Source organism: Pseudomonas sp. SH10-3B (assembly GCF_019891415.1).
Taxonomy (GTDB): domain Bacteria; phylum Pseudomonadota; class Gammaproteobacteria; order Pseudomonadales; family Pseudomonadaceae; genus Aquipseudomonas.
On sequence record NZ_JAFLXD010000009.1, the window covers coordinates 1 to 22,664 of the forward strand.

Consider the following 22,664-nt stretch of genomic DNA (forward strand, 5'->3'; position numbering starts at 1 on the left):
CTGAAGCTAAATGGCCTGAGTCCTGTGGGATACAGAACTCAGGCCGCTCAGGCATAGACATGTAATCGTCCAGCTTTGTGGGGTCAGTTCAGAGCGTGGGAACGATCAGTAGCTTAGCGGCCTTTTTTCCACAGATACCCACCCACCACCATCCCCATCACACACAGGACAGCCACGTAGTAAGCCGGGCCCATCGGGCTTTCCTTCATCAGCAGCGACACCGCCAGCGGCGTCAGCCCGCCGAACACGGCGTAGGCGACGTTGTAGGAAAACGACAAGCCACTGAAGCGCACCACGGGTGGGAAGGCTTTCACCATCACGTAAGGCACCACGCCAATGGTGCCGACGAACAGGCCGGTCAAAGCGTACAGCGGGAACAGCCAGTCCGGGTGATCCAGCAAGCTGTGGTACAGCGTCCACGACGTTGCCAGCAACAGTGCGCAACCGGCAACCAGTACACGACCCGCACCGAAGCGGTCGGCCAGGGCGCCGGAGGCAATGCAGCCCAGGCTCAGTGTCACGATGGCCAGGCTATTGGCTTGCAGCGCAACGGTCGGGCTGAAGTGGTAGATGGTCTGCAGCACGGTCGGGGTCATCAGGATCACTACCACGACGCCGGCCGACAGCAGCCAGGTCAGCAGCATCGACAACACGATGGCACCACGGTGATCGCGCAGTACGGCACGCAATGGCAGCTCGGCGGCCAGGGTCTTGCGTTGCTGCATCTCGGCGAAGATCGGTGTTTCATGCAACCAGCGGCGCAGGTACACCGACAGCAGGCCGAACACGCCGCCGAGCAGGAACGGAATCCGCCAGGCGTAATCCGAGACCTGCTCCGGGCTATAGATAGTGTTGATTGCAGTGGCAACCAGTGAACCCAGCAGGATACCGGCGGTGAGGCCGCTGGTCAGGGTGCCGCAGGCGTAGCCAATATGGCGCGGCGGTACGTGTTCGGAGACGAACACCCAAGCGCCCGGTACTTCGCCGCCAATCGCCGCACCCTGGATCACGCGCATCAGCAGCAACAGCAGCGGCGCCCACAGCCCGATCTGCGCGTAGGTCGGCAGCAGGCCCATGATCAGGGTCGGTACGGCCATCATGAAGATGCTCAGGGTGAACATTTTCTTGCGGCCCAGCAGGTCACCGAAGTGCGCCATGATGATGCCGCCCAGCGGGCGTGCCAGGTAACCGGCGGCGAAGATGCCGAAGGTCTGCATCATGCGCAGCCACTCGGGCATGTCCACGGGGAAGAACAGTTTTCCGACCACGGTGGCGAAAAACACGAAAATGATGAAATCATAAAACTCCAACGCCCCGCCCAAGGCAGACAGCGACAGGGTTTTGTAGTCGTTGCGGGTCAGCGGGCGCGAGGGTTGCGCACTGCTTGCGGGCACGGAGGACATGGCAAGGCTTCTCTTATAGTAGGCAGCTTGATAAGGACGGCACGCCCGGGACTGGCGGCGGGTCTGGCAAGATAGCAAATCGCTTGTAAAAGCACAGCGCCAGGAGAACAGTTGCGCGCAAAAGCCGCGATACAGCGGCTATTTACCGACCAAATGAGCGCCGGGAGGTCGTCGTGGCGCCAGGGTCTCGATATACTCGGCCCTTGCAGGCTCAAGACCCGCATCCTTGAGGGGCTGCTGTGCCAAAACGTCGTTGGGTGCCATCCAGCCGGTTTGGCAGAGTTTCCCTTTAGTACGCCTTACGAGAAACGTATCGAACGGAGTATGTTTGTGCTGAAACGTTTTTCCACCAGTCGGCTATCCACTTTGCAACATCTATAAAAAGCGTCACGGGTCAGAGGCACCCCCGGCATGATCGAACTCGAACAAGAAGATCCTATCCCGCAAGGCGATCTCGCCCTGCAAATCACCGCGCTTCCGCGTGAAACCAACGGTTTTGGCGATATCTTCGGCGGCTGGCTGGTCGCGCAGATGGACCTCGCCGGTACGGCGATGGCCAGCAAGGTTGCGGGTGGTCGCGTGGCTACCGTGGCCATTGATCGCATGGCGTTCCTGGTGCCGGTGGCCGTGGGCGCGCAATTGTCCTTCTATACCCAGGCCCTGGAAATCGGCCGCAGCTCGATCCAGATGATGGTCGAAGTGTGGAGCGACGACCCGCTGTCCAGCGAATGGCGCAAGGTGACCGAGGCGGTGTTTGTATTCGTCGCGATCGATGGCAGCGGCCGCACACGTTCGGTGCCTTCACGCGCGCGTTAAACCTCGTGGGGTTTTGACGGTCCATTGCCCCATTGCTTGCCATTGAGAGTGCCTGTTATGCCTACGCCCCACGTTGAGCCCGTAAAGATCGACGAACTGGACTGCTGGCGCATCCGCCACAACGGCGCCGAGCTGATGATTGCCCAACAGGGCGCACACATCTTCAGTTACGGCCGCGAGGGCGAGCAGCCGCTGATTTGGCCGAACCCCGAGGCGCTATTCAAGAAAGGCAAAGGCATCCGCACCGGCGTACCGGTGTGCTGGCCATGGTTTGGCGTATTTGATCGCAACCCGCACAGCGTAAAGGCGATGCGCCACAGTGATCAGCCTGCAGGCGCCCACGGTTTCGCGCGTACCGCGACCTGGGTATTGGCCGGGACCACGCTTGAAGGTCAAGCGCTGCGGGTAGACCTGGAACTACCGGTTCCTGCGGGCGGCTTCCCCGGCTGGCCCCATCAGGTGGAGCTGAAACTGAGCCTGTTGCTGGACGATCAACTGCACATCCGCCTGACCAGCCACAACCGTGGCGACGACACTGTCACGCTCAGCCAGGCGCTGCACACCTACTTCGCCGTGAGCGACGTACGCAACGTGCAGGTCGACGGCCTGGACGGTTCGGCCTACATCGATACCGCCGATGGCTGGAGCGAGAAGACACAATCCGGCCTGCTGCACTTCAGCGCCGAGACCGACCGCATCTACCTCGATACCCCCTCATCGCTGAACATCGTCGATAAGGACTGGCAGCGCCGTATCCAGCTCACCAGCCAAGGCTCGAAATCCACCGTGATCTGGAACCCCTGGACCGAACGCGCCAAGGCCTTCGACGACATGGCCGACGATGGCTGGCAGGGCATGCTGTGCATCGAAACCGCGAATGTGCTGGATGATGTGGTGAGCCTGGCCCCAGGTGAAAGCCATACGTTGGGCGTGAGCATCACCGCTATCGCCCTGTAAACCCAATCGAAAATGTGGGAGGGGCGCACCGCCCCCCCCACATTGGGTTTTGCGTAAGCTTAGAGATCGGATTCCTTTACGACCCGCACTTTCCCAGCATCCAGCGCATACGCCGCATCCGCCAGGTCGTTATTCACTGTCTCCACCTTCAACGTACCGGTAACCCACAGCGGCGTGTAGATGTCATCCAGCTTCAAGCCCTTGGGATAACGCACCAGCACCAACTGGTTCGGCGGCGGTGGCGGCACGTGGATGCAGGCACCTGGGTACGGCACCAGGAAGAACAATGTACTGCGGCCCTTGGCGTCGGTTTCCAACGGCACCGGGTAACCGCCGATGCGGATGTTCTTGCCGTTCATGGCGGCCACGGTCTTGGTCGAATACATCACCGCCGGCAAGCCTTTGCTCTGCTTCAGGCCACCTTTGTCGGTGAACGTGCCTTGGGCTTCGGGGGAGTTGTGGTCGATCTCGGGCATGGCCTCGAGGGCCTTCTGGTCCGACAGCGGCATCAGGTCGAGCCAGTCGGTTTCCGGCAGTTCGCCGGCGTGCGCCAGGCCAGAGCCCAGCAAGAGAAGAGTCAACAGGAAACGGCGCATGGAGAGGCTCGGCAAGTAACAAGTGCCGAGCATTCTAGCCCTCTGCGCCTGCGCAGCGCAGAGGACTTTGTCGGCTGATTACTTCTTTTTGATCAGGCCGTAGATCACCAGCAACACAATGGCGCCGACCAGTGCGCCGATAAAGCCTGCACCTTGACCCGCCTGGTAGATGCCCAGTGCCTGACCACCGTAGGTCGCGGCCAGGGAGCCGGCGATACCCAGCAGAATGGTCATGATCCAGCCCATGCTGTCGTCGCCGGGCTTGAGGAAACGCGCCAGCAGGCCGACGATCAAGCCGATAAAGATGGTTCCGATGATACCCATGGCATTTCCCTCTGAATGAAGTGAGCTATGCCAAAGCCTAGACAGGCTTTGGCATCCTGCAATCAGAGGACGGCGATAACCGAATGGTTCCCGCCGATCCCTGGCTTATTGCTAGGCGATCAGCGCTTCGACCTTGAGGATCTGCGCTTGCAGCGTTGCGCGGTCCTTGCAGCGCAGGTTGGCGTGGCCGACCTTGCGCCCGGCCTTGAAGGCCTTGCCGTAGTGATGCAGGTGGCAGTCTTCGATCGCGATCACGCGCTCAACCGGCGGTACCACGCCGATAAAGTTGAGCATCGCGCTCTCACCGACCTTGGCCGTGGAGCCCAACGGCAAGCCCGCCACCGCCCGCAGGTGGTTTTCGAACTGGCTGCATTCGGCGCCTTCGGTGGTCCAGTGCCCGGAGTTGTGCACACGCGGGGCGATTTCGTTGGCCTTGAGGCCACCGTCGACTTCAAAGAACTCGAACGCCATCACACCGACGTAATCCAGCTGCTTGAGCACACGGCTGGAATAGTCTTCGGCCAGGGCCTGCAACGGGTGATCGGTGCTGGCCACGGACAGCTTGAGGATGCCGCTGTCGTGGGTGTTGTGCACCAACGGGTAGAAGCGGGTCTCGCCATCACGGGCACGCACGGCGATCAACGAGACTTCGCCGGTGAAGGGCACGAAGCCTTCCAGCAGGCAGGCCACGCTGCCCAGTTCGGCAAAGGTGCCGACCACGTCGGCGGCGGTGCGCAGGACTTTCTGGCCCTTGCCGTCGTAACCCAGGGTGCGGGTTTTCAGCACGGCTGGCAGGCCGATGCTGGCGACAGCGGCGTCCAGGTCCGCCTGGGACTGGATATCGGCGAAGGCCGGGGTCGGAATGCCCAGGTCCTTGAACATGCTCTTCTCGAACCAGCGGTCACGGGCGATGCGCAAGGCTTCGGCGCTCGGGTACACCGGTACGAACTGTGACAGGAAGGCCACGGTTTCGGCCGGCACGCTTTCGAACTCGAAGGTCACCAGGTCAACTTCGTCGGCCAGTTGGCGCAGGTGGTCCGGGTCGCTGTAGTCAGCGCGCAGGTGTTCACCCAACGCAGCCGCACAGGCGTCCGGCGCCGGGTCCAGGAAAGCGAAGTTCATCCCCAGCGGGGTGCCCGCCAGGGCCAGCATGCGGCCCAGTTGGCCGCCACCGATTACACCGATTTTCATCGTCAACAACCTCAGGCGATACGTGGGTCTGGATTGTCCAGCACGCTGTCTGTCTGTTCAGCACGGAATTTCTTCAGCACCGCGTGGAACTGCGGGTGCTTGGCGCCCAGGATGCTGGCGGACAGCAGGGCTGCGTTGATCGCGCCGGCCTTGCCGATCGCCAGGGTGGCCACCGGGATACCGGCCGGCATCTGCACGATGGACAACAGCGAATCGACGCCCGAGAGCATTGCCGACTGCACCGGTACGCCAAGCACTGGCAGGTGAGTCTTGGCCGCACACATGCCCGGCAGGTGCGCTGCGCCGCCGGCACCGGCGATGATCACCTCGATGCCACGGGATTCTGCTTCATCGGCATACTGGAACAGCAAATCCGGGGTGCGGTGGGCAGAGACCACTTTCACTTCATACGGAATGCCGAGTTTTTCCAGCATATCGGCGGTGTGGCTAAGGGTGGACCAATCGGACTTGGAGCCCATGATCACGCCAACCAATGCACTCATCGTCGTGCCTCTTCTCTCTGGGCGCCCGCAGGCGCGTCAAAAAACAACAAGCCACGCGGGAAATCCGGCGTGGCTTGTTGTACGAAATTTGGCCGGTTGGACCGGCCGAAGGCCGCGCAGTATACCGTAATAATCCAGATAAACAGCCCCTGGAATGACCATCTGTCCAGCGGCGCAAACCGGCGGTTTTATTGACCCTGTAGGAGCGAGCTTGCTCGCGAAGATCGCCAACGATGACGCGGGCGTTCTGAATGGATGCGGCGCTCTCAGGTTTTTCGCGAGCACGCTCGCTCCTACAGGGATCGCATTCAGGTACTTTGTGCCGCCCCACCTTCCAACTTACGCCACAACAACCGCACGTTCGCCTTGCGCACCAGCGCGCAGCGATACAGCCGAATCTCCAGCGGCACATGCCATTGCGGCCCGCCGCACACCACCAGTTCGCCTCGGGCCAGTTCGGCACGCACGCTCAACTGCGGCACCCAGGCAATGCCCAGGCCTTCGAGGGCCATGCTTTTGAGGCTGTCGGCCATCGCGGTTTCGTAAACCGTCGTGAAGCGCAACGCGCGCTGGCGCAGCAGCAGATGCACCGACCGGCCAAGGAACGCGCCAGCACTGTAGGCCAGCAACGGCACACTGCCCTCGCCTTCCAGATCGAACAACGGCTTGCCATCCGCGTCGGCCGCGCACACCGGGAGCATTTCGGTATTGCCCAAGTGCAGTGAGGGGAAGATCTCGGCATCCATCTGCATGGCCGCATCCGGGTCGTAGAAGGCCAGCATCAAATCGCAACCGCCTTCGCGCAGGGCGTGCACGGCGTCACCGACGTTGGTGGCAACCAGCCGTGTGGCGATGTTCAGGCCTTCGTTGCGCAGTTGCGCGATCCAGCGCGGGAAGAATCCCAGCGCCAGGGAGTGGGCAGCGGCCACCTGCATGACCTCGCCCTGCCCGCCTTCCAGGTGATGCAAATGGCGCAGCACTTCGCCGAGCTGCTCGACCACAGTGCGTGCGGTGACCAGGAACAACTGTCCCGCCGCCGTCAGCTCAACCGGCGTGCGCGAGCGGTTGACCAGGGTCAGGCCCAGTGCGGCCTCAAGGCTGCGGATACGTCGGCTGAACGCTGGCTGGGTGACAAAACGCCGCTCCGCCGCCTGGGAAAAGCTGCGCGTCGCCGCCAGGGCACTGAAGTCTTCCAGCCATTTGCTCTCAAGGTTCATCACTGCCTCCCACGGGTACGCACCATTTTGGCACACACGCCCGCCATGATAGCCGGGTCACACTCACATTATGCCGTTTATGCATAGGCCAGTGTTTAACAGCATTGGCCCAAAATTTCCTACAGGCCTAGCATTCGCAGCGTTCCGGCCTGTTCCGGGTCCTTATCGAGATGATTTCCGTCATGTCCTCCGCCGCATCATTCCGCACAGAAAAAGACCTGCTTGGCGTACTTGAAGTACCTGCTCAAGCGTATTACGGCATCCAGACTCTGCGTGCGGTGAACAACTTCCGCCTCTCGGGCGTCCCGATTTCGCATTACCCGAAACTGGTGGTCGGCCTGGCAATGGTCAAGCAAGCCGCCGCTGACGCCAACCGCGAGTTGGGCCAGCTCAGCGAAGCCAAGCACGCTGCCATCAGCGAAGCCTGTGCCCGCCTGATCCGCGGCGATTTCCACGAAGAGTTCGTGGTGGACATGATTCAAGGCGGCGCCGGCACTTCAACCAATATGAATGCCAACGAAGTCATCGCCAACATCGCGTTGGAGGCCATGGGCCACAACAAGGGCGAGTACCAATACCTGCACCCCAACAATGACGTGAACATGGCGCAGTCGACCAACGACGCCTATCCGACCGCGATCCGCCTGGGTCTGCTGTTGGGCCATGACGCGCTGCTGGCCAGCCTCGACAGCCTGATCCAAGCGTTTGCCGCCAAGGGCGTCGAGTTCAGCCACGTGCTGAAAATGGGCCGTACCCAATTGCAAGACGCCGTGCCGATGACCCTCGGCCAGGAATTCCGCGCCTTCGCCACCACCCTCGGTGAAGACCTGGCCCGCCTGAAAACCCTGGCGCCAGAGTTGCTGACCGAAGTGAACCTGGGCGGTACCGCCATCGGTACCGGCATCAACGCCGACCCGCGTTACCAGGCCCTGGCCGTACAACGCCTGGCCGTTATCAGCGGCCAGCCAGTGGTCCCGGCTGCCGACCTGATCGAAGCCACCTCCGACATGGGCGCCTTCGTGCTGTTCTCCGGCATGCTCAAGCGTACCGCCGTGAAACTGTCGAAGATCTGCAACGACCTGCGCCTGCTGTCCAGTGGCCCACGCACCGGCATCAACGAGATCAACCTGCCGGCGCGCCAGCCAGGCAGCTCGATCATGCCCGGCAAGGTCAACCCGGTGATCCCGGAAGCCGTGAACCAGGTTGCGTTCCAAGTCATCGGTAACGACCTGGCCCTGACCATGGCGGCCGAAGGCGGCCAGCTGCAGTTGAACGTGATGGAGCCACTGATCGCCTTCAAGATCTTCGACTCGATCCGCCTGCTGCAACGCGCCATGGACATGCTGCGCGAACACTGCATCGTCGGCATCACCGCCAACGAAGCCCGCTGCCGCGAACTGGTGGAGCACTCCATCGGCCTGGTCACCGCACTGAACCCGTACATCGGCTATGAAAACGCCACCCGCATCGCGCGTATCGCCCTCGAAAGCGGCCGCGGCGTGCTGGAACTGGTGCGCGAAGAAGGCTTGCTCGACGACGCCATGCTCGACGACATCCTGCGCCCCGAAAACATGATCGCTCCACGCTTGGTCCCGTTGAAGGCCTAAGCGTTTGTTGCACCGCTCACCAGGTTGAGGGACTAGACACCTCTCACCTTTTGAGGGCCTGAAGGCTCGTTCTTCAGGCCCTTTTTTTTGCCTCAAGGTTGTGAAATGACGCCCATAAAAAATCCAATATCGCCCCGTAAACCTTCCTTGCCTGTAACAGCGTGGCTGAAACCTTTAATCAGCCCGAGCAGACGGATCACGTTCGCCTAGGTATAGTGCCGCCCCTCTTCGCGTCTGCGGCAGTCGGTAACGAGGCCCGGATACACGCGAAAGCGCATGAATAACAACACCCGCAAAAGGATTGGGGTCGAAACGTCGCGCACTGCCTGGTGCTATGCGAAGGCTCGGACCGTCCTGCGTTTGCCATTAGAAAAATCAGCGAGGAACACTCCATGCTCGAAGTCATCAACGACTTCCTCTCAGGGAAAGTACTGATCGTGCTCATTGTCGGGCTCGGCGGTTATTTCACGATCCGCTCGCGTTTCGTTCAGTTGCGTCACTTTTTCCACATGTTTTCGGTGTTTCGCGACAGCCTGAAAAGCAGCTCCGACCAACTCAGCTCGTTCCAGGCGCTGATGCTCAGCCTGGCCGGCCGCGTCGGTGCCGGTAACATCGCGGGTGTCGGCATTGCCGTGACCCTGGGCGGCCCGGGTGCCGTGTTCTGGATGTGGGTCACCGCGCTGGTGGGCATGTCTTCGAGCTTTATCGAGTGCTCCCTGGGCCAGTTGTACAAGCGTACTGACGCTGAAGGCACCTACCGTGGCGGCCCGGCCTATTACATCCAGCACGGTTTGCAGAAGCGCTGGCTGGGGATGGTCATGGCGTTCCTGCTGCTGGTGACCTTCGGCTTTGCCTTCAACGGCCTGCAAGCCCATGCCGTGACCCACTCGCTGAACAATGCTTTCGGCCTCGACACCACCTACACCGGCCTGGCCCTGGCGGCATTGCTGGGCCTGGTGTTCATCGGCGGGATCAAGCGCATCGCTTCGATCGCCGACCTGTTGGTGCCGGTCAAGACCCTGGTCTACATCGCCGTGACCCTGTATGTGATCGTGCTGCAATTCGACCACGTACCGGCCATGCTCGCGACCATCGTCAAAAGCGCCTTCGGCCTCGACCAAGCCTTCGGTGGCCTGGTAGGCAGCGCGATCATCATGGGTGTGAAACGCGGCGTGTTCGCCAACGAAGCCGGTTTGGGCAGTGCGCCTAACGTGGCGGCAGTCGCTTCGGTAGAACACCCGATCGCCCAAGGCGTGGTCCAGGCGTTCAGCGTGTTCCTCGACACCTTCGTGATCTGCACCTGCACCGCCTTGCTGATCCTGCTCTCCGGCTTCTACACCCCAGGCTTCGAAGGCGACGGCATTGCCCTGACCCAGAACTCCCTGGCCGCTGTCGTGGGTGACTGGGGCCGCATGTTTATCTCGGTGGCCCTGGCGTTGTTCGTGTTCACCTCGATCATGTACAACTACTACCTGGGCGAGAGCAACCTGCGCTTCCTGGTGGGCAACAACCGCAAGGTGCTGATGGGTTATCGCGCGCTGGTGCTGGTGCTGATTTTCTGGGGCTCGATCGAGAACCTGAGCACCGTGTTCGCCTTCGCCGACATCACCATGACCATGCTGGCGTTCGTCAACCTGTTCGCCCTGGCGTTCCTGTTCAAGATTGCCATGCGCATCCTGAACGACTACGACAACCAGCGCGCGGCGGGCATCAAGACCCCGGTGTTCGACTCCAGCCAGTTCCCCGATCTGGACCTGGACCGCACCGCCTGGCCGGCCAATCCGGTACAACCGCAAGCGACTCCAGCGGCTGAACTGAACGCTCAAGTACAACGCTGAGCGTAGACAGATGACACGCCGCCTGGCCTTGGGCATGCTCTGGGCCCGGCGGCGTTTTTCGTTCAGGAGAAAATTCATGTCCCCATCCCGCACTATCATGGTGCTCTACACCGGCGGCACCATCGGCATGCAGGCCAGCGCCAACGGCCTTGCGCCCGCATCCGGGTTCGAATCGCGCATGCGCGAACAATTGGCCGACGCGCCAGTGCCCGCCTGGCGCTTCCGGGAAATGTCCCCACTGATCGACAGCGCCAACATGACACCTGCCTACTGGCAGCGTCTGCGCACCGCCGTGGTCGAGGCCGTGGACGCAGGTTGCGATGCGGTGCTGATCCTGCATGGCACCGACACCCTGGCCTACAGCGCCGCAGCCATGAGTTTCCAACTGCTCGGCTTGCCGGCGCCGGTGGTGTTTACCGGCTCGATGCTCCCCGCAGGCGTGCCTGACAGCGATGCCTGGGAAAACGTCAGCGGCGCGCTAATGGCCCTTGGCGAAGGCCTGGCGGCGGGCGTGCACCTGTACTTCCACGGCGCGCTGATGGCCCCGACCCGCTGTGCGAAGATCCGCAGCTTTGGTCGCCATCCGTTTGCCGCGTTGCAGCGCAACGGCGGCGCGCCCAAGGCCGAGGCGCTTCCAGCGGCACTGGATTACCGCCAGTCCAAGGCCCTGGCCAACGTCGGCGTATTACCGCTGGTACCGGGCATCGCCGCCGCGCAGGTAGAGGCGCTGGTCGACAGCGGTATCCAGGCGCTGGTGCTGGAATGTTTCGGCAGCGGCACCGGACCCAGCGACAACCCGGCGTTCCTCGCCAGCCTCAAGCGCGCGCAGGATCAGGGCGTGGTGGTGGTGGCAATCACCCAATGCCATGAAGGCGGCGTGGAGCTGGATGTGTACGAAGCCGGCAGCCGTTTGCGCAGCGTCGGCGTGCTGTCAGGCGGCGGCATGACCCGCGAGGCGGCATTCGGCAAGCTCAATGCCTTGATCGGTGCGGGACTTTCCACCGCAGAGGTCCGTCGCCTGGTGGAGCTGGACCTGTGCGGCGAGCTGAGCTGATCCCCCACCCTTTCCCTGGCCGGTCGGCCCCTAGCATCATGGGTATCCACACAACTTTTCAGACCCTGAAAAATCTCCCTGTGGCGAGCGGGCTTGTCCCGCGTTGGGCTGCGAAGCAGCCCCAGTAAAGAAGAACGCGGTGTATCAAACACTCTGTAGAGGCTGGTTTTGGGGCTGCTCCGCAGCCCAACGCGGGACAAGCCCGCTCGCCACAACAGCCCTATCTGCCGGGCGTTCCGCGTTGGACCAGCGTTGTGTAGATACCTATGCCCTGACATGGAACACCCGAGCGACGACCTCGGGCCGTTTCCATCAAGGGGCTCAGCGAACAACAGCACATTGACTATTACCGCAGCGAAATCAGCCTGGAGACAGCCAGTCGGTTATTTTTTGGCCACAACTAGACGGCACAGTCCTTGCTGCCTCTGGCCAAACCCTGGCAGGACTCGCCCATGCTGCACTCGCACCTTACTACGCTCAACGCCGTCGCCCTGGTGCTCGACACCTTCCAGGCCGAAGGCGTGGCCAGCGAGGCGCTGCTGGCTGGCAGCGGTATCTGTGGCGAGGACCTGAGCCGCGCTGACACACATATCACCACCAACCAGGAGATGCGGGTGTGTGCCAACGCCGTGGCACTGCGCCCGGACCTCGGCCTGGAATTGGGCCGCCGCATGCATGTGTCGTCCTACGGCATGCTCGGCTATGCGCTGCTGACGAGTGCCACTTTCGGTGACGCTTTGCGCCTGGCCCTGCGCTACCCGGCGCTGTTGGGAACACTGTTTGAACTGAGCCTTGAGGAAGACGGCGAGCGCGTCTGGTTCACCGCCGGTGACTACCGGGAAGCCCCGGCACTGGCAATGTTCAACGTCGAACTGTGCCTGGCCTCGCTGAAGGTGATCTGCGACGACCTGCTCGGCCACCCCCTGCCGCTGCTCGCCGCGCGCTTTGCACATGATGCCCCGGACTACCACCCGCGCTATGCAGAGCACTTTCCCTGCCCGTTGCAATTTAAGGCCAGCACCCATGCCTTCGCCTTCGACCGGCACTGGCTCAAGCAGCCCCTGCCCCTGGCGGATGCGATTACCCATCAGGCCATGGCCGAGCGCTGCCGCAAGCAGAACCTGGAGTTCACCGGGCGCCAGGCCTGGCTGGGCCGGATTCGCCAACTGCTCACCCGCCAACTCAACGCGGCGCCTGGCCTGGAGGGCCTGGCCGCGCAGATGAATTGTTCGGCGCGCACCCTGCGCCGGCACCTGCATGACCAGGGTTGCAGCTACCAGGAACTGCTGGACGAACTGCGCTTCGAACGCGCCAAGCAGTTGTTGGTGCAGGATCAGTGGCCGATCTATCGGATTGCCGAAGCCCTGGGTTTCAGCGAGACGGCCAGCTTCAGGCATGCGTTTGTGCGCTGGAGCGGCGTGGCGCCGAGCCAATTTCGCGCATGATGCGCCATCGAGGGGCGAATTTCGGACAGACAATCTGGCCATATTGATCCCCTTTTGGCCGCTCCTGCCGTTCTCATAACACCCGCTGGCCGCAAGACTGCAGACACCGATACCGCCTGCGGAGAACAACAATATGCTGACGATCTACTCGGACGATCACCACCTGCACCACGGCCGGTGCGAATTGATGGACGGGCAACTGATGCCCTGCTTCGAAATGCCCTCGCGCGCCGACCACGTATTGCAACGGGTCAAGGACCGCGAACTGGGCCCGGTGCAAGCGCCGCAGGACTTCGGCCTGGCGCCACTGCAACGCATCCACAGCCGTGACTACCTGGACTTCTTCCAAGGCGCCTGGGCTCGCTGGCTTGAATTCGGCCAGGACGGCGACCTGCTGCCCTACACCTGGCCCGCCCGCACCTTGCGCCGAGTGCTGCCCACCAGCCTGCACGGCCAGCTTGGCTATTACAGCTTCGATGGCGGCGCACCGATCACCGCCGGCACCTGGCAAGCGGCCTACAGCGCGGCGCAGGTCGCCCTCACCGCGCAACACGCCATCCAGCACGGCGCCCACAGCGCATTCGCCCTGTGCCGGCCGCCGGGGCATCACGCCGCCGGCGATTTGATGGGCGGTTATTGCTACCTCAATAACGCCGCCATCGCCGCCCAGGCCTTTCTCGACCAGGGCCACGGGAAGGTCGCAATCCTTGATGTGGATTACCACCACGGCAACGGCACCCAGTCGATTTTCTATGAGCGCAGCGATGTGCTGTTCACCTCGATCCACGGGCACCCGGAAGCTGAGTTTCCGTTTTTTCTCGGCTATGCCGATGAGCTGGGCGACGGTGCCAGCGCGGGCTTCAACTTCAACTACCCGCTGCCGGCCGGTTCCGGCTGGGACACCTGGAGCGCCGCGCTGGAGCAGGCCTGCGAGGAAATCGAGCGCTACGCTGCGGACGTCATTGTGGTGTCCCTGGGCGTCGACACGTTCAAGGACGACCCCATCTCGCAGTTCAAGCTCGACAGCCCGGACTACCTGGCGATGGGCGCACGTATCGCCCGCCTGGGCCGGCCGACGCTGTTCGTGATGGAAGGCGGCTACGCAGTGGAAGAAATCGGCATCAATGCCGTCAACGTTCTCGAAGGTTTTGAGGAAGCAGCCCAATGAACAGGCTCAAGTCATTTGTGCTCTGCGCCGCCGTGCTCAGCGGCGCGGCCCACGCCGAAGAAAAAACCCTGCGGGTCTACAACTGGTTCGACTACATCACCCCCAAGGCCCTGGAAGACTTCAAGGCGCAGAACCCGAAGGTCAAGCTGGTCTACGACATCTTCGACACCAACGAAGCCCTGGAAGCCAAGCTGCTCACCGGCAATTCCGGCTATGACGTGGTGGTGCCGTCCAACGTGTTCCTGGCCAAGCAGATCGAGGCCGGCGTGTTCCAGCCGCTGGATCGCAGCCAGTTGCCGAACTGGAACCACCTCGATCCCAAGTTGATGAAGCTGATCGAAGCCAACGACCCTGGCAATAAATTTGCCGTGCCCTACATGTACGGCACCATCCTGATCGGCTTCAACCCCGACAAGGTCAAGGCCGCGCTGGGCGCCGATGCACCGGTGGACAGTTGGGACCTGATCTTCAAGGAAGAGAACATCAGCAAGCTCAAGCAATGCGGCGTGGCACTGCTGGATTCACCGTCGGAGATCCTGCCCCTGGCCTTGCAGCACCTGGGCCTGGACCCCAACAGCAGCAACCCCAAGGACTATGAAAAAGCCGAAGCGCTGCTGATGAAGATCCGCCCGTACATCACCTACTTCCACTCCTCCAAGTACATGGCCGATATCGCCAACGGCGACATCTGCGTCGCCGTTGGCTACTCCGGCAGCTTCTCCCAGGCCGCCAACCGCGCCAAGGACGCCAAGAACGGCGTGACCGTGGACATGCGCCTGCCCAAGGAAGGCGCGCCGATCTGGTTCGATATGCTCGCGATTCCCAAGGGCGCGAAAAACCCGCAGGACGCCTACACCTTTATCAACTACCTGCTGCAACCCGGGGTGATCGCACCGATCAGTGATTTTGTCGGCTACCCCAATCCCAACAAAGACGCGACCGAGCAGGTGGACCCGGCGATCCGCAACAACCCCAACCTGTACCCCACTGAAGCAGCGATGGCCACGCTCTACACCCTCAAACCCCTGGGGCGCGATGCCGAACGCGCCAGAACCCGCGCCTGGACCAAGATCAAATCCGGGACCTGATCGGCCACGGCCGCGGAGCCTGCTCCCCGGCCGTGATTACTTATCTACCGTCTTGCCCACCGCGTGGAAAATTACCGTGCAGCTCTTCATGCCTCATACCGGCCAAGGAGCTGCACATGCCCATCGAATCGCCCACCGCCAATAATCGCCCGCCCAGTTCCTATGAACTGCTGACGCAACTGAGTACGGGCCCCTCCATCCGCGAAGTCGCCGCCAACCTGTTGCGCTCATCGCTCAAGGAACAATACCCCGCACTGAATATCGACCCGGACCTGGCCATGGTCGTTACGCCGCACTGGCGCATCCTCAACGACGTCATCGAGCCCGCGCCCGCCTCCATGGAGTCACTGACCTCGATCCTGGCCAACCAGGCCTTATCGCCAACCCCGATCATCTATATCGACGGCGACCATTTCCTCACGCTTGAGCCGGACGCCGAGCCCATCGAGCACTTGCCGGTGGAGATCGATGCCATCGCACGGCTGATCAATGAGCTGGTGCCACTGATATTTGCCGCCTTCCAGGAGCAACAGCTCGATTACTGGAACACCTCCAACGGTGTTTCCGGGCCCCGCTGGCAGAGCCTCTCCCACTCCCTGCGTAACATCTGGAACGTCACCCAGCAGGAAGGCTGGGATGAACACGACTGCGCCATGGCCAGGATGCTGTTCCATTTCCCTGAGCAGGCCAGGCGCAAGGCCTTCGATACGTTTCAGACACATGCTTTTCTGATCGACGTGGATGGGCAGCACAACAATCAGTCCACTCACATTGGCCTGTCGGACATGGCGGTGTTGATCGGCAAACATGAACAAAGCGAGCGGATTCTGGCCTATTCACTGCTTAACGGTTATGAGAAGTTCGAGTCGCTGGAGAAGCTAGGTGAATCACTGCCTTCAAGCCTGGTGCAATTTCAACCGAACGTCAGCGTGCAATGGCGACTGTACGAACCCGCCGGGAATTTCTTCGACAGCCTGGCGTGCAACCTGATCACCCTGCAATTGCAGGCCATCGGCTCGATTGGCTCATCCAACATCGAAGCACTACCCGCGCCTGTCTCCACCAGCCAGGCGGTCACCCGGATCCTGCCGGTGATTGAGGATTTGAGCGATCACTCGCTGTCGAGCATCCGCCAGATTCACGAACAACTCCCCGACTGGCTCGCCAACGCTTCAGACCTGGACGTGTCGACCTACAGCCGGTACGTGATCGATCTGGCCGAGCTGCATACCCACAACCTCGGCCGAACCTTCCAGGACGGCATACCACCGATTCGCGACTACGCCCGAGAGCAGCTGCAAAATAAAATCCAAGAACAGCCCAATGGCGCGGGACTGAACCTGGACGACGTCGAGATCAGCATCCAGAGCCCGGTGGTCTGGGGCACCTTTGTGCTGCCCGGTGCCAGCGAGATCACCCGGCGCAGCCTGATCGACCTGGCCCTGGAAAACCTCACCGGGTTACCCACCGGCACCCCCAGCGTGCACTACAACGGTCGCAAGACCCCAACATGGCTGACGTACAACTACCTCAAGGACGTCATCGAAACCGTCGACATCGGCGAGCAATACCCGGCCCTGATCAAAAAAACCCTGCTCGACGACCCGACTCAGTCCATAAGCCGGCAAGCCCTCTACACCTCGCACCTGCGAGTGCAACTGCCGCTGCTGGCGCTGCAATGGAAAATCCAGCGCCTGCATGGCCTCGATGATCGCGGCTACCGCTACATCGCCGCCGCCGTGCAGGCACAGACCCACGAGCGGCAAGTCGATGGGCAAGAGATCGTCATCCGCCGCCTGGCATTCATGCCGACCTTGCGTCCTGGCAACCAACAGGATGGGGTAGCGAACATGTTCGTGATCGGCCCCCGCGACCACACCCAGGGTCCGTGCCTGCTGTATCGCCCACTGCTGGATCCGGTATTGGTGCAGTTTCCGTCCCGGCAAAACCTGCTCTATGCCATCAAGCATCACCGCACCCTGCGCGATTCGGTGCTGGCCTGGTTGCCCGATGACATCCGCTTCAACTACGAGCAATACGTCTTCCCTGCCGCCCTGCCCTCGCCATGGACCGTCGTGCGCGGGCTGGTGGAACCGCAGGTGGTGGTACAAATGAGCGGCCCCATCGCATTGAGCGATGAAGTGGTGGGCAACGACCCCCTGGCGACCCTGTTCAAAGACAACGCTAATGCCATGGTCGAGCTGGCCAACCGGCAATCGGTGTCCAACGCGCAGAAACGCTGGAACAGCTACCGACAGGCCGGCTGGCTGATTTTCAGCGCGGCGTTGCCATTCCTGGGGCGCACGGTGGGAATCGCCGCGTGGATCTGGCAAATCATGGATGACCTGCAAGAAACCTTCCGCGCTGAACCCGGGCCTGACGGCCAGGTTGCCTGGACCGCGCAAGTCGACCTGCTGCTCAACCTGGGCATGGCTCTGGTGCTGCATGTCGCCCTGCGCCATCCGCCGCAGCGACGTCCGCTAGACGCAGCGCCTGGCCCCAAACAAATAGAGCCTGAAACGACACAGGGGGAGCCTCCAGAGCAGGCACCGCCGCCGGTGCGCAAGGTGCTCGTGGAGCAACAGCCCAACCTGCCTGAAGCCGAACTGCCGGCTCGCCATCAAGACCTGCTGCACAGCAGTGGTGCGCTCAACCGCTCGCCCGCCAGCCTGGGAGCCACGCTGGACCGCTTCAAAGTCGACAAGCCCGCTGGGCTGGGAGAATCCATCAAAGAACCAGGGGCTCACCTGCACCTCTATGCCCTTGGCGATAAATGGTATGCACCGGTCAATGAACGCTGGTTCGAGGTGACGCTGGATGAAAACGAAAACGTCATGATCGTTGACCCCAGACGCCCCTCCCACCTCGGCCCCTTGCTGATAAGCAACCTGGCCGGCCAATGGTTCGTCGACACACGCTTGCGCCTGCGTGGCGCCGGGTTTCGGAATCGGCGCAGGACCGCGCAGGCGAAAAGACCTTCTCGGATCACTGAACTCAGGGAGCAGCTCAACACGTTCAATGCAGAGCAACGCCACGAACAGGCGCAAATCAACGAAGCCCGTGCCGCAATAGACCCACAACCCGGCCCTTCCGCCAACCGACAGCGCCAGACATTCATCGACAAAGTGGACAAGCGCCTGGCCGAGTACGACGTCCCCATCCGCCAGCTCAGAGCCCTGAAAGTCCTTGATACAGTGCCCAATTACAAGGGCAACATGATCGACTATTTGCACCAGCAACTGCTGCTGACCCGCTTCGCCGTCTCCGATAGCCTGCCCACTTTCCGCACAGAGTTGTTGTCGACTCTGAATGAGATGGAAGCCCTCGAACCGACGCAAACCCTGAGGCAGACGGCACTCGCCGAGAAAATGTCGAAGCTGAACCTGGCCATGATCAGCCGCATGGAATACGCGCAAACCCGTTACCTGCAACTGCAGGATCTGGGCGCCGAAGGCAACAAGGTTATCGCGGCCACCATCCGTGCCTTGCCCGAGTTCGATCTGCACGACCTCAAGGCCATGCAAATCACTCTGACCCGCTACCTGTGCATCAAGGAGGGCAGTGGTGAAGCAGTCTCCGATGCCCACAACCAGCTCAATCAAATCGTCAACACCGCCGACCTCAACATACAAACCTGGATCGAGACACTGCCCGACGCCAACATCAGCAATCCGGACGAGCGCCTTGAGGTACTCAACAGCCTGGTCGAACAATTCGCCCTCGTCGACCAACGCCTGCTGGACCTGCACGCCGAGCATCCAGAGCTCGTGCAGAGAGACCCCATCGAAGACCTTCGCCAGCGTATTGATGAATTCAACCAGCAAGCCGTCCATGAGCTGGCCAAACGCTTGAAAGAGCGCAAGCCACTGCAACCCAAGGCCGGCTCGTCAAAAGCGATGCAGGCACCGAAAAAAAAGGTCATCAAGACCCGCTTCAATGCCGTGGTCGTGGGAGAGCCACGGCCGAGCGAAGAAGGACTTCTGGATGTAAAGGCGCCGATCACGGGCAAGGTCATTGCGACCTTTCACGAGAAAAGTCCTGGGGTGTGGGTCGAGCGCACAAAGCCGACCCCTCGGCCGCAAGGGCCACAGGCTGTGGACCTGAATACCAGCATGAGCACCGCGCAGACCTTGCTTGATGAGGAACCCACCGCTACCCAGCGCATCCTGGCACAGTCGAGAAAGCCCGGGCGGCTCCCGGTGGAAATCGAAGAGATGCTGCACCAGCACGCCGCGCGCATGGAGCAAGCGGTAACCAACATCGAAGAAGCGCTGACCCAACGCAACCTCACCGAAAGTGATCGCCCCTCTGCCGCCACTCTCAACCGTAAACTCAACGACGCCGTTCAGCGGCTCTACGCCCTGGGCACCAGCACCCGCATCAGCATGAGCAAGCAGCAACCGCCCACTGCCGCGCGGGTGGAATGGCTGCACAGCCAGGGGGCGGTAAACATTGCCAAAGTCATCACGCGTCGACGTCTCAAGGGGGCCGACAAGAACTACCTGGATGAGTACGCGATCAGCGATCACCACACCCAGGAAGTGCTGTGGTATGCGCATTTCCACTACGAATCACCCCAAGCCGAGTTGGACCACTTCACCGCCGGCCACCTCAAGACCCGTGACCAGCAGAAACTCGGCGGTGCTATCCATCGTACCGGCCTGAACGATCGTGATCAGATTGCAATTTATCGCAGCGAAATCAGCCCGCAATTGGCCCGTTCGCTGTTCTTCCAGAACTGAGCGTCAACCGGCCTGCCAGGCCCTGCGCAGCGTTGCCAGGGCCTGGGCAATCGCCGCTTCAGGCACGGCGGCAAACCCCAGCACCAGGCCGGCGCGCTGATCCGCCGGGGTGGCGGATTGCGCCAGCCAGTAACTGCTCAGACCATTGATTTCAATATCCACGGCGTGGGCCTGTTCCAGCAGTTGCTGCTCGCGGGCCAGGCTGTCCACGCGCACCGTCATGTGCAGCCCCGCCGCCACGCCGGGTAACTCGCCGACACCCGGCAGGCCGCTGGGCCAACCGGCCAGCAAGGCATTACGTCGACTCAACGCCGCCCGCCGCATACGGCGGATATGCCGCTGGAAGTGTCCGGCGGCCATGAATTCGGCCATCACCGCCTGGGTGCTGACTTCGGAGTGGCGCATGTCTACGGCGCGCCGCCGCGAGAAGGCATCCACCAGGGCCGGCGGCAGTACCAGGTAACCCAGGCGCAAGGCCGGGAACGCGACTTTGCCGAAGGTACCGACGTAGAGCACGCGGCCACTGCGGTCCAGCGCGGCCAGGGGCGCCAGCGGGGCGCCGCTGTAGCGGTATTCGCCGTCGTAGTCGTCCTCCACGATCCAGCCGCCGGTGCGCTCGGCCCAGGCCAGCAATTCCAGGCGTCGCGCCAGGCTCATCACCACACCCAACGGGTATTGGTGGGAGGGTGTGACATACGCCAGACGACAATCTTCCAGACGATTGAGGGTTTGGCAGTCGATTCCGTCAGTGTCCACCGGCACGCCATGCAGGTTCGCACCGGCCAGGGCGAAGGCGTGGCCGGCTGCACGGTAGCCCGGGTTTTCCACCGCCACCCCGTCACCGGGCTCTATCAGCAACTGTGCACAAAGGCTGATTGCCTGCTGTGCGCCACAGGTGATCACTATTTGCTCAGCCGTGCACTGCATGCCCCGTGAGCTGCGCAGGTAGGCGGCGATCAAACCGCGCAGCCGACCATCACCCGCCGGGTCGCCATAACACAGCTGCTCAAGGTCCGGCTTGCGCCAGAACGCCCCGTTCAGCTTGGCCCAGACCTCAAACGGAAACAGATCGAACGCCGGTACGCCCACACGAAACGCCCGTGGCGGTCCCGAGGGAGGCTGGGACAGATGGTTGTTTTTCACCCGTGCCAGGCCCGCACTGTGGATAATTTCGTTGTCGAGGTTTTCCGGCAAATCTGCCCATTTTGTGGATAAGGCTGGGGATAAGCTTGTTGATAACCCTGTGGACACTTTTGTGGATAATTTTTTCGCGCTCGGCAGTTGGGCCACATAGGTGCCATCGCCGACACGGCCTTCGATAAATCCTTCGGCGTACAACTGATCGTAGGCGCGCACTACGCTGTTGCGAGAAATCGCCAAGGCCGCCGCCAGGTCACGACTGGCGGGCAAGCGCGTGCCACTGATCAAGCGTCCGTCCAGCACGCGCTGGCGCAGAGCTTCATACAGCTGGCGGGTGAGGCCCTGGCGGCGGTCCAGCTCAATTCCGGCAGGGTTGAATGACAGGGGCGGCGATGAGGGCGACATATTGGACCTATGAAATTGGCCTTAGATGGCTCTTACAACAGACCATTAGCCTGCCTAGGATGGCGGTATTCGCCAAGGAAAATATTCATGTACACACCTCGCGCCTTTGCCCTTGAAGACTTGCCCGAACTCCAGCAACTGATCCAGCACACGCGCCTGGCGCAGCTGGTGACCTTTGGCGAACAAGGCCTTCAGGCCAGCCACTTGCCGCTGCTGCTCAACCCCGACGAAGGCCCCAATGGCACGCTGTACGGGCACCTGGCCAAGGCCAATCCGCAGTGGCGCGAACTGCAAAACGGCAGCGAAGCCCTGGTGATCTTTGCCGGCGCCGAGGCTTACATCAGTCCGGCGTTTTACCCGGCCAAGGCTGAGCACGGCAAAGTGGTGCCCACCTGGAATTACATCGCCGTGCATGCCTACGGCAAGGCCGAGGTGTTTACCGATGCCGAACGTTTGCTCGCCCTGGTCAGCGCCCTCACCGACCGCCATGAAGGCAACCGCGCACAGCCGTGGAAAGTCAGCGACGCCCCGGCCGACTACATTGACGGCATGCTCAAGGCCATCGTCGGCTTCAGCCTGCCGATCGAGCGTCTGATCGGCAAACGCAAGCTCAGCCAGAACCGCAGCGCGGCCGACATCGCCGGTGTGCGCGACGGCCTGGCCGCCAGCGCCGATATACGCGACCAGACCCTCGCGCGCTTTATTCCCCAAGGAGTTTCAGAATGAGCCAGATCGACATCCGCCAGGTCACCGCGGCCGACCACGCCGCCTGGCTGCCGCTGTGGCAGGCGTATTTAAAGTTCTACAACACCGAACTGCCGGACGCCGTCAGCCACAGCACCTGGCAGCGCCTGATCGATCCCCGTGAGCCGACCCACTCTGCGCTGGCCTGGCAGGATGGCAAGGCGGTGGGCATGGTCAACTTCATCTACCACCGTTCCAACTGGAGCATCGAGAATTCCTGCTACCTGCAGGACCTGCTGGTGGACCCGGCCCAGCGTGGCACCGGCGTCGGCCGTAAACTGATCGAGTTCGTCTACGCCACCGCCAAGGCCGACGGCTGCTGCAAGGTCCATTGGCTGACCCACGAGACCAACGCCACCGCGATCCAACTCTACGAGCGCATCGCCGAACGCCCTGGCTTCATTCAATTTCGCAAAGGTCTTTAAG

General features: G+C 61.9%; 18 protein-coding genes. 11 read left to right on the forward strand and 7 right to left on the reverse strand.

Translation table 11 applies throughout. The features are described from left to right. Window positions 1-113: 113 nt before the first annotated feature. On the reverse strand, window positions 114-1,403 hold the full coding sequence (locus tag J1G35_RS09235) for an MFS transporter (protein WP_053127573.1): 1,290 nt from the start codon (window positions 1,401-1,403) through the stop codon (window positions 114-116). 411 nt (window positions 1,404-1,814) lie between these two features. Between J1G35_RS09235 and J1G35_RS09240 the strand changes: the two genes are divergently transcribed. Both J1G35_RS09240 and J1G35_RS09245 read left to right on the forward strand, forming a co-directional pair. Continuing rightward, window positions 1,815-2,219 (forward strand): acyl-CoA thioesterase, encoded by a 405-nt coding sequence (locus J1G35_RS09240; RefSeq protein WP_003176975.1) that lies wholly within the window; start codon window positions 1,815-1,817, stop codon window positions 2,217-2,219. 57 nt (window positions 2,220-2,276) lie between these two features. Then, window positions 2,277-3,176 (forward strand): D-hexose-6-phosphate mutarotase, encoded by a 900-nt coding sequence (locus J1G35_RS09245; protein ID WP_223014743.1) that lies wholly within the window; start codon window positions 2,277-2,279, stop codon window positions 3,174-3,176. Between the two features lie 59 nt (window positions 3,177-3,235). Here the strand turns inward: J1G35_RS09245 and J1G35_RS09250 are convergent, their stop codons facing one another. The 5 genes from J1G35_RS09250 to J1G35_RS09270 form a co-directional block, all read right to left on the reverse strand. Beyond that, window positions 3,236-3,772, reverse strand: coding sequence for a DUF3299 domain-containing protein (locus J1G35_RS09250; RefSeq protein WP_053128148.1), 537 nt, complete (start codon window positions 3,770-3,772; stop codon window positions 3,236-3,238). A gap of 78 nt (window positions 3,773-3,850) precedes the next feature. Continuing rightward, window positions 3,851-4,096 carry a GlsB/YeaQ/YmgE family stress response membrane protein gene (locus J1G35_RS09255; protein WP_005792540.1) on the reverse strand — a complete coding sequence of 82 codons (246 nt, stop codon included), beginning with the start codon at window positions 4,094-4,096 and terminating at the stop codon, window positions 3,851-3,853. A 111-nt stretch (window positions 4,097-4,207) separates the two neighbouring features. Beyond that, window positions 4,208-5,287: a 5-(carboxyamino)imidazole ribonucleotide synthase gene (locus J1G35_RS09260; protein WP_223014744.1), complete on the reverse strand. Its 1,080-nt coding sequence runs from the start codon at window positions 5,285-5,287 to the stop codon at window positions 4,208-4,210. An 11-nt stretch (window positions 5,288-5,298) separates the two neighbouring features. Further along, complete coding sequence (gene purE, locus J1G35_RS09265; protein WP_003176980.1) at window positions 5,299-5,790, reverse strand: 5-(carboxyamino)imidazole ribonucleotide mutase; 492 nt, start codon at window positions 5,788-5,790, stop codon at window positions 5,299-5,301. A gap of 308 nt (window positions 5,791-6,098) precedes the next feature. Beyond that, window positions 6,099-7,007, reverse strand: a complete 909-nt coding sequence (locus tag J1G35_RS09270; protein ID WP_053127569.1) for a LysR substrate-binding domain-containing protein — start codon at window positions 7,005-7,007, stop codon at window positions 6,099-6,101. Window positions 7,008-7,189: 182 nt separating this feature from the next. Here J1G35_RS09270 and aspA point away from each other — a divergent pair, with 182 nt between their 5' ends. From aspA to J1G35_RS09305, 7 genes are all read left to right on the forward strand, one after another. Beyond that, window positions 7,190-8,614 (forward strand): aspartate ammonia-lyase, encoded by a 1,425-nt coding sequence (gene aspA / locus J1G35_RS09275; RefSeq protein WP_025854459.1) that lies wholly within the window; start codon window positions 7,190-7,192, stop codon window positions 8,612-8,614. 392 nt (window positions 8,615-9,006) lie between these two features. Beyond that, the gene (locus J1G35_RS09280) at window positions 9,007-10,452 is read left to right on the forward strand and encodes an alanine/glycine:cation symporter family protein (protein WP_053127567.1); all 1,446 of its coding nucleotides are present in this window, start codon (window positions 9,007-9,009) and stop codon (window positions 10,450-10,452) included. A gap of 76 nt (window positions 10,453-10,528) precedes the next feature. Next, the gene (locus J1G35_RS09285) at window positions 10,529-11,506 is read left to right on the forward strand and encodes an asparaginase (protein ID WP_223014745.1); all 978 of its coding nucleotides are present in this window, start codon (window positions 10,529-10,531) and stop codon (window positions 11,504-11,506) included. Between the two features lie 452 nt (window positions 11,507-11,958). Next, the gene (locus tag J1G35_RS09290) at window positions 11,959-12,951 is read left to right on the forward strand and encodes an AraC family transcriptional regulator (RefSeq protein WP_223014746.1); all 993 of its coding nucleotides are present in this window, start codon (window positions 11,959-11,961) and stop codon (window positions 12,949-12,951) included. A gap of 133 nt (window positions 12,952-13,084) precedes the next feature. Next, a complete protein-coding gene (locus tag J1G35_RS09295) occupies window positions 13,085-14,119 on the forward strand; it encodes a histone deacetylase family protein (protein WP_223014747.1) in 1,035 nt (344 codons plus the stop codon). Then, the gene (locus tag J1G35_RS09300; protein WP_223014748.1) at window positions 14,116-15,207 is read left to right on the forward strand and encodes a polyamine ABC transporter substrate-binding protein; all 1,092 of its coding nucleotides are present in this window, start codon (window positions 14,116-14,118) and stop codon (window positions 15,205-15,207) included. Before J1G35_RS09295 ends, J1G35_RS09300 begins: the two co-directional genes overlap by 4 nt. A gap of 116 nt (window positions 15,208-15,323) precedes the next feature. Further along, complete coding sequence (locus J1G35_RS09305) at window positions 15,324-19,949, forward strand: DUF6543 domain-containing protein (RefSeq protein WP_223014749.1); 4,626 nt, start codon at window positions 15,324-15,326, stop codon at window positions 19,947-19,949. A 3-nt stretch (window positions 19,950-19,952) separates the two neighbouring features. Here the strand turns inward: J1G35_RS09305 and J1G35_RS09310 are convergent, their stop codons facing one another. Beyond that, window positions 19,953-21,494: a PLP-dependent aminotransferase family protein gene (locus tag J1G35_RS09310; protein WP_223014750.1), complete on the reverse strand. Its 1,542-nt coding sequence runs from the start codon at window positions 21,492-21,494 to the stop codon at window positions 19,953-19,955. An 87-nt stretch (window positions 21,495-21,581) separates the two neighbouring features. On the opposite strand from J1G35_RS09310, the gene J1G35_RS09315 reads away from it, so the two are divergent. Both J1G35_RS09315 and J1G35_RS09320 read left to right on the forward strand, forming a co-directional pair. Then, window positions 21,582-22,220 (forward strand): FMN-binding negative transcriptional regulator, encoded by a 639-nt coding sequence (locus J1G35_RS09315; RefSeq protein WP_223014751.1) that lies wholly within the window; start codon window positions 21,582-21,584, stop codon window positions 22,218-22,220. Further along, window positions 22,217-22,663 (forward strand): GNAT family N-acetyltransferase, encoded by a 447-nt coding sequence (locus tag J1G35_RS09320; RefSeq protein WP_053127552.1) that lies wholly within the window; start codon window positions 22,217-22,219, stop codon window positions 22,661-22,663. The genes J1G35_RS09315 and J1G35_RS09320 overlap by 4 nt, the downstream gene beginning before the upstream one ends. Window position 22,664: the final 1 nt, after the last annotated feature.